Source organism: Stomatobaculum longum (assembly GCA_000242235.1).
Taxonomy (GTDB): Bacteria; Bacillota; Clostridia; order Lachnospirales; family Lachnospiraceae; genus Moryella; species Moryella longum.
The window spans coordinates 274,515-293,593 of record JH590861.1 but is presented as its reverse complement, the minus strand read 5'-3'; the positions used below and the strand labels follow the sequence as shown (position 1 = coordinate 293,593).

The following is a 19,079-nucleotide window of genomic DNA, read 5'->3' as shown; positions in this document are numbered from 1 at the left end:
TCAGGCCTCCTCCTCACCGGACTGCTCCTCGGCATTGTTTCCGGCATCTCCCGCCTGGTAGTCAATGCCGTACTCCTCGAAGAGCCCCTCTTCTCTCGCCTGTGTCTCTGACTTGATATCGATTTTATACCCGGTCAGCTTCGCTGCGAGGCGCACATTCTGGCCCTCTTTGCCGATTGCCAGCGAAAGCTGATAATCGGGAACGATGACAATCGCCTCTTTATCTTCTTCATCCGCAAGCACCAGAATAACCTTTGCCGGGCTCAGCGCATTTTCAATCAGAAGTGCCGGATCATTGTCCCACTTGATGATATCTATCTTTTCGCCGTGCAATTCATCGACAACCGCGCTGACACGCGCATAGTTCACGCCGACGCAGGCGCCGACTGGGTCCACATTTTCATCGTTCGAGTAGACCGCCATCTTGGTTCTGGATCCCGCCTCGCGGGCAATTGCCTTAATCTCGACGGTACCGTCCTTGACCTCACTGACCTCCTGTTCAAAGAGGCAGCGCACCAGATCCGGATGCGTTCTCGAAACCGCGATGCGGGGACCCTTCGGCGTGTCCTTGACTTCGACCACATAGAGTTTGATGTAGTCGGTCGGATGGAACACCTCACCCTTCACCTGCTCCGACTCCGGCAACACGGTATCGCATTTTCCGAGGCTGATGGAAATGCCGTTGCCGTTGACATTCAGACGCTGCACGATACCGGTCACCAGATTATGCTCTTTTTCAAAGTAATCGTTATAGATGACCTTCCGCTCTTCTTCGCGAATCTTTTGCAGAATCACATTCTTTGCGATGCCGGTCGCGATGCGGCCAAACTCCCGCGATTTAATTTCGACCGGGACCACATCATCGACCTCATAATGCGGATCGATCATCTTGGCATCGGCGAGGGAGATATACAGCGGTTTTTCGTCCGCCCGCACCTTGGAAGGCAACTCCTCTACTACGATCTTTTTCTGGATTACGCGATAGCGGCAGCTGTCTCTGTCGATATAAACTTCCACATTGTCGGAAGTTCCGTAATTATTCTTGCAGGCACTGAGCAGAGAGTTCTGAATCGCCTCCAGCAGTGAGTCCTTGCTGATATTCTTCTCCTTTTCAAGGAGTTCAATCGCCTCTTTCAGCTCATTGCCACTCTCTACCGGCTCTTTACTTGTTTTTCTCATGATCTTTGTCGTGTCCTCCGAATTTGCTCTTTAAAATTTGGGCGCAAGTCGTATGCCGGCAATCTCGCTGCGCTGAAAGGTTCTTTCTCCTTCTTCCGACTGCAGTGTGACAGTTTCTGCCGTATGTCCGAGCAGCACGCCCGAAAACTCTTTCTGACCGTCCAACGGCTTGAAGAGCTTCAACTCCACGTCCTTTCCCTTCTCTCGCACAAGGTCTTTCTCTTTCTTCAGACTCCTGGAAAGGCCCGGAGAGCTTACTTCCAGAATATACTCATCCGGAATAAAATCTTCTCTGTCCAGCCAGGCGGAAACCGCGCGGCTGATTTCTGCGCAGTCTTCAATGCCGATACCGCCCGGCATATCACAGAGAATACGCAAATACCATGTGCCCGCCTCCCTCACATAATCGACGTCCACCACCTCAAATTGTTTCTCACGTTGTAGTTCTGCAAGAAACTTCTCCGTACGCTCCACATAGCTCTCGCGCTTGCCCAAAGAAGACCTCCTTTTTTCAGCATGACATAAAAAGTGTGGACCGCTCGGCCCACACTTCTGTCATTTACCTGTGTACATTGTAAACTGTAACATGTTTGCGCCTGAAACGCAAGAAAAAGCAAACGTTTATTTTGTAAGTTCCTCCATCAGCGCATTGCTGCGCGCGATAAACGCATTCATACGATCCGGGCTTAAGCTTCCCTGCTGAATGCAGGCAAGATCATAGAGCTGTTCACAGAGCTGCTTCGTGAGTCCCTTGGTCTTGGTTGTACGCTCCGCATTCTCGTCCGCCTCTGCGCTCTCACTAGGCGTCTCATTTCCGGCAGTTTCGGCTTTATTGCCGTCGCGCACCACAACTTGCTCCTGAAGGTACTGTACCAACGGATGCTTGCGGTTTAGCACCAGTGTCCGCCCCGCAGTTCCGAACGTGCCTTCGCTGTCAGACATACCGTACTGCCGCATCATATCCTGCATACGCCTAGATTCCTCGGAGAGGGTGAGCATCGCCGCAACTTCGGCATTCTTAAAGCTCTCCAGTTTCACTTGCAGGGCTGTCTCACCGATAGCTTTCTGTACCGCGGAAACGAGCGCTTTTTCTCTGGTTTCTCTCACCTCATCCGAAGCCTCTTCCTTTTCACACAGTGCCTCGTTTAAATCCGCATCGATTCGAAGGAATTTTAAGTCTTTATTTTTTGCTTCAAGGCTCTGGATAAACGGCATGTCGATGGCATGCGGCAAAATAATCGCGTCGATATTCTGGCTCTTGAAAAGATCGATATAGCTTCTCTGCTGCTTTTCATCCGTCACATAAAAAATGCGGTTCGGGAAACGGGCCTCATTTTCCTTGAGGCAATCCTCCAGAGTCAGATACTTCTTCTCGAGATTCTTGAAGAGCACTGCATCCTTCACCTTCTCCTCGAATTTTTCGTCCTTCAGACAGCCGTACTGTACAAACGGTGCAATGTCGTCCCAATACTTTTCATAGCTCTCTCGCTCGGTCTTACACATACCGGTCAGCTTTTCCGCTACCTTTTTGGTGATGTAAGCACTGATCTTCTTCACAAATCCGTCGTTCTGAAGAGCGGAGCGCGATACATTGAGCGGCAAATCCGGGCAGTCGATTACACCCTTTAAAAGCAACAGAAACTCCGGAATAACCTCTTTGATATTGTCCGCGATAAAGACCTGATTGTTGTAGAGCTTGATTTTTCCCTCTGCAGCCTCATATTTGAGATCAGTGTGCGGGAAGTACAAAATACCCTGGAGCCGGAACGGATAGTCCATATTCAGATGAATCCAGAAGAGAGGCTCTCGGTAATCCATGAACACCTTGCGGTAAAACGCCTCGTACTCCTCCTTGCTCACCTCGTTCGGGTGTTTTCTCCAGAGAGGATTGGTATCATTGATCGGTTGCGGTCTCTTCTGAATTTTCAGTTGTTCCCGCGCCGGAGAGACTTCGACAATCTCTTTGTTGCCGTCTTCTCCCGTTTTTTCCTCTGTCTTGGCTTCTTCGACAATGGTCTCGAGGACCACATCATCCTCCCGCCGGTCTGCCGGGTCAATCAACTCGGTCTCGGGGGCGGCATCGACATCGGTCAGATAAATCGGAACGGGCATAAAACCGCAATACTTCTCGAGTACTTCCCGAAGACGCGCTTTGGAAGCAAACTCCTGACTTTCCTCCGCAAGATAAAGGGTAACTGCAGTCCCGTGTTCCTTTCGAGTGCCGTCCGACATCCGATACTCGGTACCGCCGTCGGACTCCCAGTGCACCGCTGTTTCGTTCTCGCGATAAGACTTGGTTTCAATCACCACACGGTCGGCGACCATGAAGGCGGAATAAAATCCGAGACCGAAATGTCCGATGATTTGATCTTCCGTCGCCTTGTCTTTGTAGGTCTCGATAAAATCCTGCGCGCCCGAAAAAGCAATCTGATTGATATACTTCTCCACTTCTTCGGCACTCATACCGACGCCGTTATCAAGGAAACGGATACTCTTCTCCTTCGGGCTCACTTCCACCTGAATCCGATAGGTCTCATTCTCCGGCGTCCGGTACTCTCCCATCAGTGCGAGCTTCTTTAATTTGGTTACGGCATCACAGCCGTTTGAGACCAGCTCTCTCACAAAAATGTCATGATCGGAATAGAGCCACTTTTTAATAATCGGAAAAAGGTTGTCACTGTGAATCGATAAACTTCCCTGTCTGTTTTCCATTTGTATCACCCGCCTTTACTTTTGCGTCTATTATACTACACATAGAACACATGTCAACGAAAAAAGAGGAGAAACCTGCGCTTCTCCTCTTTTCCTTGCTTATGCCGCGTCGTGTGTCTGAGCTGCAAATTTTGCGAGAACCTTTTCAAATTCCGTATTCTCGCCTTCACTGTCATATTGTACGCGTAATATCTGATTCAAATCCATTCCCATAAGGCCCAGGAAGGACTTGCCGTCAACACAAACATGGTTGTAACAGACATCAATCTCGAAAGGACAGTTTTCAGCAGCTCTGACAAACATCTTGATATCCGCAACCGAGTTTAACTTGATGCGTTTCTCTTGCATTTCTAACCTCCTATCAAGCAATCTTAGGAACGTTTCCTAAGATTGGGTGCATAATAGCACACAGTATTTCTCAATGCAAGCGAAAAATTATGAACACCTTGTGAACTCTGAGGCTATTGTGTACTCTCTTCCGAAGCCGCGGCCGTTTCCGCTGCTGTCTCAACGCCCGGCCCCCGGTTCTCTTCCGTTTCGAATGCTGTGACTTCTTTTGCCTTTCGGACAATACTGCCGGAACCGCCGCGCGGCGTCGCTCTTACCCCGGAACTCTGTTCTGCCGCTGCGGTGCTCTCTGCCGCTGTTTCGCCCTCGGGTGTCTGCGTTTCCTCCGCACTTGCCGGAACATCCGTCTCTGTTCTCACCGCTTCGGCATTCACCTCGGCATTTGCCGCGCTCGCCACCGCCATCAGCGCCTTCGGCTCTTCGTACTTTGTATTTGAAACCAAGAACGATACGCCGTGCACATAGTGCGCATAGTAGGCCTCGGCATACGGAATGCGCACATGACTCATAGAAAGATCCGAAAGATTATAGCGTTCCCAGCGTATACCCCATTCAATGGCAGCGGCAGCCGGGGAACTCCAGTTGGTTTTCGCATAGCGAGACACGAATTCGTGCTCTCCGGGCTCCTGCAGCAGAAATTCAAGCTGCGTGATTAAATCGTCATAAGGCTTCCCGCGGTCGCGACAATATGCTTCCAAGCGTTCTCGGCGGTCAAAGCTCCATTGTCCGAGACCATATCCATAGTGCGTTCCGGCTTCTTCCAGCGCAGGGTTGATGCCGCTTTCCTGTTGGAAATTACCGAGGAGACCTGCAATGGAACTCTCGGTCCAGCCGCGCGCCTTCAGATAGCTTCGGATCACATCCGCTGTCCCAAGATTCAGATAGAGCTGATGTGCGCCGTCGTTTTCATAGGTGAAGCCCTCGAAACGAGAACCGGGTGCCGCTACCAGATAGCCGCTTGCATCCACATAGTAAGAATCCGGCGTCATGCGATCCTTTAAGATACGACCGGCTGCATCGACATAGCACCAATTCTCACCTTCCTGAACCCAGGTATCCCGGTATAGCGCGCCGTCCGGCGCAGCATAGTATTCCCGATCTCCCTGATAAAAGCGCCCTGTACTCATTGCACCATCCTGTTCCAGGTGATACCGTGAACTTCCGAGCCGGAGAAACTCACCGTATTCCATGATGCCTGCAGCATTCAGATAATAATAGCGGTTATCGGCTCCGAGAATCCACTTTCCTCTCTCTCTCTCACCCGCTGCATTGAGATAAACCCATCCGGCCTGGACCTGTTTCCAACCGGTGGTAACTGCGCTGAGCAGAATCGCCGACGCGCTCGGTGTCTCGCTGTCCGGAGTGATTATTTGAGCGGCCGATGTTGCGCGGCGCGCCTCCTCTTCCGCCCGTTTCCGGATGTCACGTTCCGGCGTTTCGCAGAATTTGCGCACGCCAAAGGGCAAAATCAGAAAGACGCCGACCAAGCAGGATAAAGCCAGGGCGCGGCGATGCTGTTCCAAATGATTTTGAACCCATACTTTGATATCTTCTCTCATAGTCCCTTTCTCGTACCTCAATACTTCGACAAGATGCAGGATGCGGGAGTAGTATGTCATTTGTATTTTTGCTTTGCAAGACAGACGCCGTTTTTTTAAGAATTTGTTGCAAAAATATGGCGTCAAAATATCCGTCGTGTTTGGATTCTAATTCCAATGCCATTTGCGCAGACTTGGCAATATTACTCTTTTATGCTTCTGATTTCAAGTATTTTCATATATTTTTCAGCATTTATCCCTAATACGCCAATCTCGGATTGTTAAAATCACGAAACCATACTGACAGCTGCGTATTATGATGCAAAATATGCGTATGTTGCTTTGTGAACAGCAAAAAAGCGGCAGACATCACTGTCTGCCGCCCATGCGCAGAGGAAGAGAGGCTCGAACTCCCGTCTTCGGTTTTGGAGACCAACGTTCTACCACTGAACTATTCCTCTGTGTCTAAGAGCGCGCTCTTAAGCACAGGAGCAATTATAACCGGCCTGTTTCTCTGCGTCAAGCACTTTCGTATAAAATCTGCTTAAAACAGCAAGTGCATGGCTTCCTGAATGCTGGAGACACCGCAACAAGCAATGTCTCCGACACCGCGACACTTTTCTGCATTGGACTTTGGCAGAATACAGCGGGTAAATCCGAGCTTTGCCGCCTCACGGACACGATACTCCGCGAGCGGAACAGCTCTCACCTCGCCGGATAACCCGATCTCTCCAAAGATTACGGTATCTGCCTCTACCGCTTTGTCCCGGAAGGAAGAAATCATCGCAATGACGGCCGCTAAATCCACAGCCGGTTCATTCATCCGCATACCTCCCGCTATATTCACATAAGCATCGTAGCGCGACAGCGGTAAGCGACAGCGCTTCTCCAGTACCGCCATCAGGAGATTCACGCGATTATAATCGATTCCCGCCGCTGTACGGCGTGGCATACCGAATGCGCTCTCTGTCACAAGTGCCTGGACTTCCAGCAAAATGGGGCGGCTTCCCTCCAGCGAGCAAGCGACAACAGCGCCGCTCGCACCGAGCGGCCTTCCCTCCAACATATAGGCGGAGGGATTTTTTACCTCTTCCAGTCCGCGCTCTGTCATCTCGAAGACGCCGATTTCGTTTGTCGATCCGAAGCGATTCTTGACCGCGCGCAGAATCCGGTAGGAAGAACTCTTTTCGCCTTCAAAATACAAGACGGTATCCACCATATGCTCCAATACTCTGGGCCCCGCTACCTGTCCCTCTTTTGTCACGTGTCCGACAATAAAAATCGCAATGCCGCTTCCTTTCGCGAGCTGCATCAAAGCGTTGGTAGATTCCCTGACCTGGCTCACCGATCCCGGCGCCGCACTGATATCGTCACAGTACATGGTTTGAATGGAGTCAATGATTGCAATATCCGGTTTTTCGCGAAGCAGAACCTCACGGATGGAATCCAGGTTCGTCTCGCTGAGAAAACGGAGATCACCTTCCAGAGCACAGAGACGCTCCGCCCGAAGTTTGATTTGCCTGAGCGATTCCTCGCCGGAAATATAGAGTACCCGTTTGCCGAGTACCGCAAAGTTCCTGCAAACCTGCAGGAGAATGGTCGATTTACCGATGCCGGGATCACCGCCGATGAGAACCAGAGAGCCCTCTACGGTGCCGCCGCCGAGTACGCGATTTAATTCCGAAAAACCCGTGTCAATCCGACACTCCGCTGTCACATCGATTTCGCGAAGGTCCACCGGCTTTAAGTTGACGGCATGTGCGGTCTGTGATTTGGCGCGCAGCTTTTCTTTCGGTGCTGTCGGCTCCTCTACCAAAGTGTTCCACGCCTTGCAGGCGGGGCACTGCCCCGCCCACTTTGGCGATTCGTAACCGCATTCCGTGCAAAAGTAAGCTGTGCTTCGCTTCAATCGTTCACCTGCTCCTTCTTTGCGGAAGACTTGCGCCTTGTTTTTCGTTTCGTCGTAAAGACAAGGCCGGCTTCCTCGCCCTCCGGCACGGTCGGGCAGGTCACGAGCACTTCATCTCCCGCTTTCACCTTGTCATCCAGCATAGCCTCCGCGAGCTTATCTTCGAGCTCATTCTGAATGGCTCTTCTGAGCGGACGTGCGCCGTACTTCGGATCATAGCCCTTTTCGATCAGAAACTCCCGTGCGGCATCTTCAAACGACAGTTTGATTTCCATCTGACTCTCGCTGCGCTTTTCAATGTTTCCGAGCAAAATATCCACGATCTGCTTCATATTGTCGCGATCCAACTGATGGAATACGACAATCTCATCGATGCGGTTCAAAAATTCCGGCTTAAAGAGGCGGCGAACTTCATCCATTACGCCGTCTTTCATATTCTTATAGTCGGTTTCTTTGTTTTCACGCGCTGCAAATCCCAAGGTCTTCGGCGAAACAATGCGAGATGCACCTGCGTTGCTCGTCATAATCAGAACCGTGTTCTTGAAATCAATCTTTCTGCCCTGCGAATCTGTGATATGCCCGTCATCCAGCACCTGCAGCAAAATATTGAAGACATCCGGATGTGCTTTTTCGATTTCATCGAACAGAATCACCGAGTAGGGATTTCTTCTCACCTTCTCAGAGAGCTGGCCGCCTTCCTCATAGCCGACATAGCCGGGCGGCGAACCGACAATTTTCGAGACGGAGTGTTTTTCCATGTATTCACTCATGTCAACCCGAATAAGAGCCTGTTCCGTGCCGAACATAGCCTCCGCAAGTGCCTTGGAGAGTTCGGTCTTTCCGACACCGGTCGGTCCGAGGAAAAGGAAAGAACCGATCGGGCGGTGCGGGTCTTTGAGGCCGACTCTTCCGCGCCGGATAGCGCGGGATACCGCGCTCACTGCCTCGTCCTGCCCAATGACACGCTCGTGAAGCACAGACTCCAACTTCTTCAAGCGCTCATTCTCCTCCTCGGTCAGTTTCTTAACCGGGATTCTGGTCCAGAGTGATACTACATCGGCAACTTCGTTTTCACCGACCACGAGCTTTTTATCCCGTCTCGCCTTAATCCATTCTTCCTTAATCTTGGCGATTTTTTCTTCTTTCTTCTCCTGCTTCTTTTTTAACTGACCGGCACGCTCAAATTCCTCTGCGCGGACCGCTTCCTCCTTCTGACTCTCGAGTTTGGTAATTTCTTCCGAGAGCTTTTTGATTTCCGCAGGCTCCGCATAATCCGCAAGGCGAAGACGGGACGCCGCTTCGTCAATGAGATCGATTGCTTTGTCCGGCAGGAAACGGTCGGAAATATAGCGCGCCGAGAGCTGTACCGCTTCCTTGATTGCCGTATCCGTGATGCTGACCTTATGGTGCGCTTCGTAGCGAGGCCGCAACCCTTCCAAAATCCGAACGGACTCGTCTTCCGAGGGCTCGTCCACCGTAATCGGCTGGAATCTGCGCTCCAGAGCGGCATCCTTTTCAATATGTTTCCGGTATTCCTCAATGGTCGTTGCGCCGATCAGTTGCAACTCGCCGCGCGCCAGAGACGGTTTCAGAATGTTGCTGGCATCCATGGTGCCCTCAGCCGAGCCGGCGCCGATGATGGTGTGAATCTCATCGATAAAGAGCAATACATTTCCGGCCTGCATCACTTCCTGCAGAACCTTTTTGATTCGCTCTTCGAACTCGCCGCGGTACTTGGATCCCGCAATCATACCCGAGAGATCCAGGGTCACGAGGCGTTTGTCCGCCAGAGTTTCCGGCACTTCACCGCTTACGATTAACTGGGCAAGCCCCTCGACAACCGCCGTTTTTCCAACTCCCGGCTCACCAATCAGGCAGGGGTTGTTCTTCGTTCTGCGGCTCAGAATCTGCATAACGCGCTGCATCTCAACACTTCGTCCGATCACCGGATCCAGTTTACCCTGACGCGCAAATTCCGTGAGGTCGCGCGAATACTGATCCAAGGTCGGCGTCGGCTGTGCGGAGCCGCTCACAACACCGCTGCCCTGTGTTTGCTGCGGCATGTCCTCCGGCGAATGCTTCTCACCCATGGCATGCATCAAATCTACATAGAGTTTCTGAATGTTGACGCCCATCGTATAGAGCAATTTGCTCGCTACACAATTCTTCTCTTTCAAAATAGCGAGGAGAATGTGCTCGGTGCCGACCTGCGGTGCTTGGAAGCGCTCAGCGGCCGCCTTGCTGTATTCCAGCACTCGGCGCGACATCGGCGTATATTTCGGCTCTTCCGCAAGTTTGACGCGCTCCACAGAGGCGAGCATCTTGTCCATCAGTTTGAGAACTCGCTTTTCTGTCGCCTCGTTTGCAATCAATACCTGTCCCGCAACGCCGCTGCCCTGGCGAACCAGGCCGAGAAGCAAATGCTCGGTTCCGATGTAGCTGTTGTGCAGTTCCTCAGCTGCGCGGTGCGCATACTCCAACGCTTCCTGCGCCTGTTCGGAAAAATAATCTGCCATAAAAACTCCTTCCTGTTGCCTGTTTGCGCAATCTCAGCGCTCGAGCAACTCGGGTAATACTCTTCTCAAATAATTTGCACGGAGCACATCAATCTGTTCGCGGTCAACCGGCCCCTTCTCCGCCGCAATCAGATTGGAAGGCTGCACTCCCAGATACAGCGCGTAAATGCTGATATCCTGTTCGGTTTTTGCCAAGCCGTCTGTGATACCTGCCATCACGGCCGAGAGATTGTGCAGAGCTTCCCGGATTGTGATGCGTCTCGCATACTTCAGAAAACCGTAGGCGCGGAACATACTGTCGACGCGTGCAAGTCTGTGTCGTTCTATCGAATGGGCTCTGATTTTCTCTTCTTCATTGTTTAGGCGCATTGCCGTTTTCTGAACGAGCGCCATAATTTCTTCTTCCGATACGCCGAGCGTCCGCGTATTGCTGAGATCAAAAAGATCGCCGTGATTTTCTTTTCCGTCTCCGTAGACACCGCGAATGTTGACACCAATCTGCCCCATTGACTCAAGAATCTTGGAAAACTGCTTACTCTGGGACAGCATAGGCAAATGCAACACAATATTGGCGCGCATTCCGGTTCCGACATTGGTCGGAAAAGAGGTGAGATACCCGTAATGCGGGTCAAAAGCATATTCAAACTGACGATTCATATAGTCGTCCAGCCGGTTGATGTTCTCATAGAGTTCCTTCATGTGAAGATTCGGGCTCATGAGTTGCAGACGAATGTGGTCGTCACCGTTCAGAACCAGAGATAAGCTCTCGCTCTCCGATAAAAACAGTGCAACCGGTGCTTTTCGTTCCAAAATACTTGCGCTCAAAACGCGGCGCTCCCGCATCGCCATGCGGCGTATCTCTGAGATTTCTGTCAGAAGGCAGTCATTCACATTCTCCTGCTGCTGCATTGCAAGTTCCTGCAAGGCGTCGCGCATACGCTGTACCATCTCATTCGCTTCCTCATTGCGAAGACGACGCGGAAAATGATACTCAGCCCAGTTGCGCGCGAGTCGGATGCGGTTTGAAACAAAGTACTTTCCGGATTCCATCCGGACCTGCTCATACCATTTAAGCATCCGTGTCCTCCTTTTCCAACAGCCGAATCTGATCACGGATTTCCGCGGCTTTTGTATAATCTTCTGCCCGGATAGCCGCATTCAGCTTGACGCGCAATCCGCGGATTTGAATGCGGCGCTCTACTTCCGGCGAAGTAACCGGAGAGACGGAAGCATCTTTTTCACTGCCTTCGTTGACCGCCATATCTTGCGCCTCCGCGGTCGGGCGTATGCGCAAACCATATTTGGGATGCTTGCCCTTGTGCATGTCAGATCCCTGTAACTGCTTAATATTATCCCGCATGAGCACATCAAAAACCTCGTAACAGGTCGGACAGCCGAAACGAGAATCTCTCACAAAATCGGAATATCGGGTCTTACAATCCGGACAGACCACTCTGTCATAGTCCGTTTTTCGCTCTTCGCTCTGCCCCGTGAAAATAGCAGACAGCATAACGCCCAGCGACAAAGTATCATCGGAATCGCCAAAATCTCCGCCGATATTCATCTTCCGCGCACAGGACTCACAGAGATGAAGCTCTGTTCTTTCTCCGTTCATCCCAAATTCCCGGTACAGAATGGTCGCCTCTCTCTTCTTGCAACGCTCACATAACATGACTCACTCCTCCGCTTCACACTTACTGAAAGCGTCGTACAAACCGTCTACCAGCTGGTGAGCCTCACTGCGACTCACACCGTTACAAATACCGCGCGCCAGACATACGGAAAGTTCCCGTTTCATCTCCTCAATTACACGCAGTTTGTCCACATCGATGGAGATGACGGCACCTCTCCGCCGATCCAGTTTGATGAAGCCCTCTTGGCGCAAAATCGTATACGCTTTGTTGACGGTATGCATGTTGATGCCGACCAAATCTGCCATCTGACGCACGGAGGGAAGAGAATCTCCTTCGTGGAGCTGCTCCATCGCGATGCCAAGAATAATCTGGTTGATCAGCTGGATATAAAAAGCTTCATCGCTGTTAAAATCAATACATAATTTCATATCCACACCTCTCTGCTCAAACTGTTACACTGATTATATAACAGCCTTCCGGGGCCGTCAATCAGAACCATGCCGAGAAAAAAGAGCGGTGCAAGCTGCGCTTCGCAACCTGCCCGCCCTTCGTTCTGAAAATCAGAGATCGATATCCTCAAACACTTCATCTCCGGATGTATTCTTTTTCCCGTTGACCGCCTGTGCCTGTGCAGTGATGGCATCTGCCGTGTTTCTCGCTTCTTCCAGCGTTTCTCTCACATGTTCGCTCATATCAAGCTGAGGCAACACCCGCGTAGCGCCGAGATCGTCCGCCGCAGAATCGGCAGCTGTATCTTCCGGCGGAACCACTGCGACCTGATCATCTGCCAGCACAATTTCTTCCGGCTGCTGCGGAGAAGGCTCCTCGGCTTCCGTTGCCTGTTCCGCTGCGCCTGCGAGTACTTCTTCCGTATGGCTCTCCACTTCTTCGGAAGTTGTCTTCTGCAGGGCTTCCTGTTCCTGACGCTGCAGCAATTCTTCCGCCGCGCGCGCAGCCTTTCGCTCGGCTCTCCGGCGCTCTCGCTCGGCAAGTTCCGGCGACTTTCGACGCGCACCGCGAAGAAACGCGTAGATAGCTGCTCCGATTGCAAGTACCAGTGCACAGGTGAGTCCCACAATCTTACGGTGCGAAACCTTGTACTGCGCTCTCAGCTGCTCCGCGGTGCTCTGTCCCGCGCCGTCGCCCGAAAAATAGCGCTGTAATGTTTTTTCCTGCAGGTCGAAGCGGTAAAACCCCTTCTCCCCCTTACTGTTCATACCGTAAAACACGCAGTAATTCTGTCCCTGATCCTTCTGACCGATGTAGCCGTCAACGGTTTTCCCGTTCAGCGTGACTTGCTTGACCAGAAGTCCCTCCGGAACCGCAACGCCCTCCGGCAGCGGAACAACCGACACTGCCTTGGCTGTCGCGCCGACTTGTACATAAGGTGACCAAGTTCTGCTCGTGTCATCATAAAAATAAAGATTTCCGCTTCCGCCGTCTGCGAGCAGATAAATCAGATGCAGATGCTCGTCCGATCCCTTACCTGCCTGTACCGTCCGATCTCCGTAGATAAAGCTCTCGCTTTCATAGCCTGCCGGAAGCAGAGCCTGATCAAAGCTGTCCGCAATGGTATAACTTGTCGTTCCGATGGTCACATGTGTACTGTCTTCAATCGGCGCAGTTTCCGGTGTCGTACCCTGCTGTTTGGTCACGATAATCGTATAGGTACCAAGCGCACTGTTATCGCTGCCAAGCACATTGACCTCAATCTTGTTTTCGCCGAGCTTTAAGTTCTCGTTTCCGGTCACATTGACCTTCGCTCCCTCTGTCGCCGGCACCGCATTGACCGCAATGCGTGTGACTTCTTCCCCGACCACTGCGGTGTAAGCCGTATTGCCTGCGCTGAATGCCGGCGTCAAAGTGCCCGGATTCAAACTCAGATTGCTGAGAGGTCCGGTCGCTTCCGTCGGTGCCGCCGCGGTCTCGGCCGCGCTGCTTCCCGCCGTAGCATCGGCCGCGGCAATGGTGATTGCCGCGCTTCCCTGATGCGCGATGGTTGCCTCCTGGTTACTGTCCGCCAACTTGGCGCTTTTCACCTGTACCGCTGCCGAGCCGTCCTTTAACGCTTTAAACCGAAGGCTGTAGTAAACATCGGACTTTCCCTCACCGCCGCTGTTCTTGACCGTCAGCTCACCGCCGCTGCCGCTTGCACTGTCTCCGCTTATAAACTCCATCTTTTCACTGTCATAGCTGAGAACAATGTCCGTATTGGAAATCGCACTGTCACCCTGCACGTGCATAGAAACAGTAAATTCTTCGCCAACCTTGGCGCTCGGGTCAGAAAACTGAATGTTTGCGCTCAGGGCAAAGGCGCTCAGCTGTAACATTGCGCTGAACATCGCGGCCGTTGTGCCACAAAGGATTCCCCGTGTCACGCTTCTTCGCTTCATTCTGTGCTTGCCTCTCTTTCCGTCCCGCTCACCGGGAAATATAATCTGTACTATCTTAGCACAAACCACTGATTATATACAAGCTACCCCCTGCCTGTCCGCTCGATATTTTGTAGGATTACCATACATGTGTTACAGCAGTGAAATAGGGTTAAGCGCCAAAAGCGTTGCTGCCGGTTTCTTGTGAATTGTTGTGAACGACTCATCCAAAAAAACCCGGAAGCCTCTGCTTTCACAGAGGCTTCCGGGTATCAGAGTTTAATTAATTCGGCAGTGCCGCCGCATTCTCCGGCATGTCCGTATAGACCGGAATCCGGAAGGTATGCTTTTTCTGTTTGAGTGCTTCCGTATAAGCTTCTCCGAGCTTTCTTCCCTCCTCCGCTGCCGCCTGAACATTGGTCATATACTGGTGCTCGTAACGTCCTTTTGCCGTGACATTAAACTTCTTCAGGTAGAACGTATCCTGACCGCTCTTCAGATAATTGTCGCCGTAATATTTCGCGCCGCCGATGATTGCTTTCTCCGGTGTATCCCAGGGTTTCCCGTAGGTCGCATCTACCTGGCTTGCCCACCAGAGACCGCGCTCGGTCGGCGTCTTATCGCCGTCCTGGAAGGCCTGCGCATTAAAGTAATTATAGAAGCCCGGGAATTTCGGGTTCTTTCCGCTGATCAGACCGCTGCCGCCGGTTCTTCCCTGTTCCTGAATCAGCATTGCCGTCAGGACATACGGGTTCACACCCGAACTGCTTGCAGCCGTCATAATCGTTGTGATGTAATCCACGCCGCTCGGATTCGATCCGCTGCCATCGCCGGACAGAGTTCCGCTGTTGCGGTTATCCGTCTTACCTGTGTTGGCGGTAGCACCGGTTGCGCTACGGCGGATAACCGCCTGTACATCGCCCCCGAACTGCTGATTTTCGCTCTCTTCTTCCAAGAGCTGATAAGGTGCAACATCTTCCACTGCCGCAGGTGCTTCTCCTGTACTCTCGCCGGAAGCAGTGACTTCTGCGGCTTCGTATGCATCCGCCGTTTCCGATGCGCCCTGCTCTTCGGCAGACAGGTCGGCTTCTGTTGTCTCTCCGGTCACCGCAGACTCCGCTTCCGCTGCGGTTTCTGCTTCCGCTACGCTGTCTGTCTCTGCCACGTCGGCTTGAAGCTCTGTGCTATCTGTATCTTCCGCCGCTGCGGTTACAGACTGCTCCGCCGCAGATTCTTCGTCGGCCGAAGCAGTGTCTTCCGGATTAACCAGCTTGTCATGCGGCGCCCCCGCAAGAATACCGATGGCCTTTTCTTTTTTGGCGCTCCCTGTATCACCGCGTGTCACGACAGCCGGTTGGGTGGCATTCTCCTTTGCTTTGCGCTGTTGTTCTTCCGCCGAAAGCGGTGCGGCCCCGACCACGGCTTTCTTGCTGTCTCTCGGAGTGCCGGGCGCTGTCCAAGTCACAGCGCTCGGGCTCTTCCCTTTTGCACTCGCAACTTGTGTGCTGCCACCGCCGGAAGCTGTCGTCCCTGTGTTATTTCCGGAACCGGGAGCAGTCGTACTTGCCGCCTTGCTTACACTGCTGTCGGTCGACTGCGCAGGCGACAGACCGGTGCTGCTTAAAAAGGTGTTGGATGCGAGCATGCGGACCCCCTCTGCATTCTGGCTGTCCGGATCATATCCCTGGGTCTGAAACTGAAAAATATAGCGACTGTCCAGAAAGTTTCTGGGATCCATATAATAGCTGATGATATTTGAGTTTGCAGCAACCCAGGCACTCGTATCAAATCCCTTCCAGCTATTGGTCGCCGCATTATAAGCCGCACCGTCCCTCGACTTCCAGCTGTCTTTGCTCGTTGTATGTACCAGGTTTCTACCTATCTTGCTCTCTTCCCGCACAACTTCTTGCCAACTGAGCCCCGTCTTCTGTGCTTTAAATACCCAGTTCGGGTATTTTGCGTGAAGTTCTCTCAGTTTATCTTTGTAGGACTCCGGAAACCCTTCCGCCGCGAGCTGTTGCTCGAATTGTGCATCGCTCTTCTGTGCCGCAAAACACTGTGACGCCTGTGTGGGTAAAAACGGCGTCAAGAGGCTCAAAATCAAAATCCCGGCTTGCGCGATTCGCCTTGCTCTCTTTCCTTTCACTGCGCTTCATTCCTCTCTCTCATTCCTCGAGAAATACAGAAAACTGCCGCCCCGAAGAAAACACTCCAGTGCGGCAGTCGTTTTCATAGCTCCGATCAGACCGGATAAACGCCGTTAGCCGTGTCTGCCTTGTTCATGTCCACACCGCTCTGCTGTGCCTGCCGATACTTGAAGAAATCAAGCGCGACCTGCGGGAACAGTGCATACGAGAGAACATCCTCCTCCTGCTGCTTCCACGGTCCGACTTCTTCCTCAAACTTCGGAAGCTGCGGCGGAATCAAATCTGCCGGACGACAGGTAATCGGCTTCTCATCACCGATAATCTGCTTCTGAATCTCCGGATTCACCGGACGCACAGACTGTCCGAACTCACCCATCACAAGCTTTCTGGACTCCTTCGGGACCATCTTATAGCGCTGGTGCATGAGAACATTCATGACCGCCTGCGTACCGACAATCTGAGAGGACGGCGTAACCAGCGGCGGCTCGCCGAAATCCTTGCGAACACGCGCCACTTCTTCAAGCACATCCGGGAGTAAATCCTCTTTATGTGCTTCGGTGAGCTGCTTTAAGAGGTTGCTGAGCATACCACCCGGCACCTGATAGCGCAGCGTATTGATGTTGACACCGAGCAGCTTCGGGCTAAGCAGGCCGTTTGCGATGTACTTCTCACGAATCTTGGTGAAATACTTTGCAATCTCAGAGAGCTTCTCGATATTGAGTCCGGTGTCATAGGGCGTACCCTTTAAAGTCTGTACCATAACTTCCGTCGCAGGCTGGCTGGTTCCGAGCGCAAGCGGCGAAATTGCCGTGTCAATGATATCGGCTCCCGCCTCAATTGCCTTGAGCAAGGTCATGGATGCCACACCGGAGGTGTAATGTGTATGAATATCAATCGGCAGTTTGGTAGACTCCTTCAAGGCTTTGACAAGGTCATACGCTTCATACGGCGTCAGAAGACCGGACATATCCTTGATGCAAATGGAATCCGCCCCCATCTCCTCGATGCGCTTTGCCAGTCCCACCCAGTATTCGAGTGTATAGGCATCTCCAAGGGTATAAGACAGCGCAATCTGTGCTTCCGCGCCCTCTTTCTTGCAGGCATTGACAGCCGTCTCCAGATTGCGGAGATCATTCAGGCAGTCAAAAATGCGAAGAATATCAATACCGTTTGCGACGGATTTCTGTACGAAGTACTCGACCACATCATCCGCATAATGATTATAGCCCAGGATATTCTGACCACGGAACAGCATCTGCAACTTAGTGTTCTTGAAGCCCTGCTTTAAGAGACGTAGTCTCTGCCACGGATCCTCATGGAGGAAGCGAAGACAGGAGTCAAACGTCGCTCCGCCCCAGCATTCAACCGAGCGATAACCGATTGCATCCATCTTATCGATGATGGGCAGCATCTCCTCTGTCGTCATTCTGGTTGCAAAGAGAGACTGGTGCGCGTCGCGAAGCACGGTCTCACAAATTTGAACCGGTTTTTTCTTCTCGTTATTCATCTATATTCTCCTTGCGCTTGTCTCACGCGAAAGATAGTTTCATGCTGCGCTTATTTCACACCGAAAATGGCCATGAAGGTTCCGGCTGCCACTGCCGTGCCGATGACACCCGCTACGTTCGGTCCCATGGCATGCATCAGCAGGAAGTTGGTCGGATCTGCTTCGGCGCCGACCTTCTGGGAGACACGCGCGGACATCGGCACCGCCGAAACACCGGCCGAACCGATCAGCGGGTTCACCTTGCCGCCTGTCAGCTTGCACATCAACTTACCGAGCAAAACACCGGCTGCGGTACCGAAGGCAAATGCGACCAATCCGAGGAAGACAATCTTCAGTGTGTCTGCCTTCAGGAAGGCCTCTGCACTGGTCGTTGCACCGACCGAAGTACCCAGCAAAATGACTACGATATACATCAGTGCATTGCTTGCCGTATCCGTCAGCTGTCTCACGACGCCGGACTCACGGAACAGATTGCCAAGCATCAGCATGCCGATTAACGGCGCAGTTGTCGGGAGCAACAAGCTCACAATCACCGTGACGACAATCGGGAAAAGAATCTTTTCGAGCTTCGAGACCGGACGGAGCTGTGCCATACGGACTTTGCGCTCCTTTTCTGTCGTCAGCAGACGCATAATCGGCGGCTGAATAATCGGAACCAGCGACATGTAAGAGTACGCTGCCACTGCGATTGCACCGAGATACTCGCTCTGCCCCATCTTGTTCGCAAGGAAAATGGAGGTGGGGCCGTCTGCGCCGCCGATAATCGAAATTGCAGCTGCCGCCTTGCCGTTAAAGCCGAGCAGAACTGCCAGCAGATATGCCGCGTAGATACCGAACTGCGCCGCTGCGCCGAGCAAAAAGCTCATGGGATTCGCAATCAACGGGCCAAAGTCCGTCATCGCGCCGACACCCATAAAGATGAGCGGCGGAAGAATTCCCCATTCATCGAGCTGGTAGAAATAGTGCAGAAGTCCGCCGCTACCGTCAGCAGACTTTGCCGGATCCAGCATAATATCAGGATAAATATTCACCAGAAGCATACCGAACGCAATCGGAACAAGGAGTAATGGCTCAAATCCTCTTGCGATAGCAAGATAGAGGAATAAAAGCGCCACTGCAATCATGATGAGGTTTCCGAATGTGATGGAGAAAAATGCGGACTGATGGATAAGATTGCTGAATGTATTGGTTAAATACGCCATCTTATTTTCTCTCCT

At 52.2% G+C, this 19,079-nt stretch carries 14 protein-coding genes and 1 tRNA gene; all 15 read right to left on the bottom strand.

All coding sequences use genetic code 11. From position 1 onward, the window contains the following. On the bottom strand, positions 1–1,179 hold the full coding sequence (gene nusA, locus HMPREF9623_RS01240; protein WP_009532072.1) for a transcription termination factor NusA: 1,179 nt from the start codon (positions 1,177–1,179) through the stop codon (positions 1–3). A gap of 30 nt (positions 1,180–1,209) precedes the next feature. Beyond that, the gene (locus tag HMPREF9623_RS01235) at positions 1,210–1,674 is read right to left on the bottom strand and encodes a ribosome maturation factor RimP (RefSeq protein ID WP_009532071.1); all 465 of its coding nucleotides are present in this window, start codon (positions 1,672–1,674) and stop codon (positions 1,210–1,212) included. 126 nt (positions 1,675–1,800) lie between these two features. Then, entirely contained in the window at positions 1,801–3,891 is a 2,091-nt protein-coding gene (htpG, locus tag HMPREF9623_RS01230; RefSeq protein ID WP_009532070.1) for a molecular chaperone HtpG, read from the bottom strand. Positions 3,892–3,990: 99 nt separating this feature from the next. Beyond that, positions 3,991–4,239 carry an HPr family phosphocarrier protein gene (locus tag HMPREF9623_RS01225; protein WP_009532069.1) on the bottom strand — a complete coding sequence of 83 codons (249 nt, stop codon included), beginning with the start codon at positions 4,237–4,239 and terminating at the stop codon, positions 3,991–3,993. A gap of 113 nt (positions 4,240–4,352) precedes the next feature. Next, the gene (locus HMPREF9623_RS01220) at positions 4,353–5,798 is read right to left on the bottom strand and encodes a phage tail tip lysozyme (RefSeq protein ID WP_009532068.1); all 1,446 of its coding nucleotides are present in this window, start codon (positions 5,796–5,798) and stop codon (positions 4,353–4,355) included. Positions 5,799–6,167: 369 nt separating this feature from the next. After that, a tRNA-Trp gene (locus HMPREF9623_RS01215) sits at positions 6,168–6,238 on the bottom strand. An 83-nt stretch (positions 6,239–6,321) separates the two neighbouring features. Further along, entirely contained in the window at positions 6,322–7,686 is a 1,365-nt protein-coding gene (radA, locus tag HMPREF9623_RS01210) for a DNA repair protein RadA (RefSeq protein WP_009532067.1), read from the bottom strand. Beyond that, on the bottom strand, positions 7,683–10,202 hold the full coding sequence (locus tag HMPREF9623_RS01205) for an ATP-dependent Clp protease ATP-binding subunit (protein ID WP_009532066.1): 2,520 nt from the start codon (positions 10,200–10,202) through the stop codon (positions 7,683–7,685). Before HMPREF9623_RS01205 ends, radA begins: the two co-directional genes overlap by 4 nt. A 33-nt stretch (positions 10,203–10,235) precedes the next feature. Continuing rightward, complete coding sequence (locus HMPREF9623_RS01200) at positions 10,236–11,279, bottom strand: ATP--guanido phosphotransferase (protein ID WP_009532065.1); 1,044 nt, start codon at positions 11,277–11,279, stop codon at positions 10,236–10,238. Next, on the bottom strand, positions 11,272–11,874 hold the full coding sequence (locus tag HMPREF9623_RS01195; RefSeq protein ID WP_009532064.1) for a UvrB/UvrC motif-containing protein: 603 nt from the start codon (positions 11,872–11,874) through the stop codon (positions 11,272–11,274). Before HMPREF9623_RS01195 ends, HMPREF9623_RS01200 begins: the two co-directional genes overlap by 8 nt. A gap of 3 nt (positions 11,875–11,877) precedes the next feature. Further along, complete coding sequence (locus tag HMPREF9623_RS01190; RefSeq protein ID WP_009532063.1) at positions 11,878–12,264, bottom strand: GntR family transcriptional regulator; 387 nt, start codon at positions 12,262–12,264, stop codon at positions 11,878–11,880. 132 nt (positions 12,265–12,396) lie between these two features. Next, entirely contained in the window at positions 12,397–14,229 is a 1,833-nt protein-coding gene (locus HMPREF9623_RS01185; RefSeq protein WP_009532062.1) for a cadherin-like beta sandwich domain-containing protein, read from the bottom strand. A gap of 262 nt (positions 14,230–14,491) precedes the next feature. Continuing rightward, entirely contained in the window at positions 14,492–16,354 is a 1,863-nt protein-coding gene (locus tag HMPREF9623_RS10735; RefSeq protein WP_009532061.1) for a hypothetical protein, read from the bottom strand. Between the two features lie 95 nt (positions 16,355–16,449). Beyond that, a complete protein-coding gene (locus HMPREF9623_RS01175) occupies positions 16,450–17,862 on the bottom strand; it encodes an oxaloacetate decarboxylase subunit alpha (protein ID WP_009532060.1) in 1,413 nt (470 codons plus the stop codon). Between the two features lie 50 nt (positions 17,863–17,912). After that, positions 17,913–19,064, bottom strand: coding sequence for a sodium ion-translocating decarboxylase subunit beta (locus HMPREF9623_RS01170; protein ID WP_009532059.1), 1,152 nt, complete (start codon positions 19,062–19,064; stop codon positions 17,913–17,915). Between the last annotated feature and the right edge of the window lie 15 nt (positions 19,065–19,079).